1 protein-coding gene is annotated in these 1216 nt (G+C 61.8%); it reads left to right on the forward strand.

Annotated elements, in window-relative coordinates:
- Positions 1 to 1216, forward strand: a 1216-nt coding sequence (locus tag NHF53_RS22995) for an FG-GAP-like repeat-containing protein (RefSeq protein WP_252836280.1), incomplete at both ends; no start/stop codon positions are given.

Consider the following 1216-nt stretch of genomic DNA (forward strand, 5'->3'; position numbering starts at 1 on the left):
GCGGATGCCGATGCAGACGCCGACGCGGATGCCGATGCGGATGCAGATGCCGACGCAGACGCAGATGCCGACGCTGACGCTGACGCCGATGCTGACGCGGATGCTGATGCGGACGCTGACGCTGACGCCGATGCCGACGCGGATGCCGATGCAGATGCCGACGCCGATATCGGGATCGACACGCCGATTGCCGGCGACGACATCGTCAACCTGGCGGAATCGACCGCTGTGACGATCACCGGCACGACCACCGGCGTCGAAACCGGTCAGACGGTCACGGTCACGATTACCGACGGCACCAATACTGTGACGACGACGGCGACGGTCCTGGCCGATGGCACCTGGCAGGCGGCTCCGGTCGATGTCAGCTCGCTCACCGATGGCCCGATCACCGTGACGGCCGACGTGACCGACCTCGACGGCAACCCGGCCACGGACACGGCCCCGGCCGAACTGGACACCACGCCGCCGCTGGCGACGATCGAGGCCATGTCGAACGACTGTGCGACCTATGGCGACTTCGTCTCTGCAGCGGATGTAACGGAAGTCTCAGGCTCGGCCGATCCGGGCTCGGTCGTCACGATCTCGGTCGATGGCACTGTGATCGGCACGGTCACAGTCGATGCGACCGGCGTCTGGATCTCTCCGCAGATCGATCTCAGCGGGTATACGGCGGGTACTACGCTCACCGTGACGGCCGAAGTGACCGATGCGGCGGGCAACACGACCACGGCCGTGCAGGATATCACCAAGGTGGATCTCCCGCCGGCGGGCTTTGACCCGGCGCAAGCCACCGCGACCGACCTGTTCGGTGCAATGTGGAACGGGAATACGGACTCCTTTGTCGGAGACTTCAACGGAGACGGCAATCTCGACTACTTGGTCGTTAACAACGGCGGAAACGACAATCTCTTCCTGGGCAACGGAGACGGAACGTTCGATCCAGCTCAAGTGGTGACGACCGATTTGTTCGGCGCCTACTGGGACGGAAACACCAAATCGTTTGTGGGAGATTTCAACAACGATGGAGTCCTTGATTACTTAGCTGTAAATAATGGCGGTGTTGACAATCTCTTCCTCGGAAACGGGGATGGGACCTTTGCTGCCCCACAAGCCATCGCGACCGACCTGTTCGGTGCAATGTGGAACGGGAATACGGACTCCTTTGTCGGAGACTTCAACGGAGACGGCAATCTCGACTACCTGGTCGTTAACA

Origin of the sequence: Ciceribacter sp. RN22, assembly GCF_024054295.1 — a bacterium.
GTDB lineage: Bacteria > Pseudomonadota > Alphaproteobacteria > Rhizobiales > Rhizobiaceae > Allorhizobium > Allorhizobium lividum.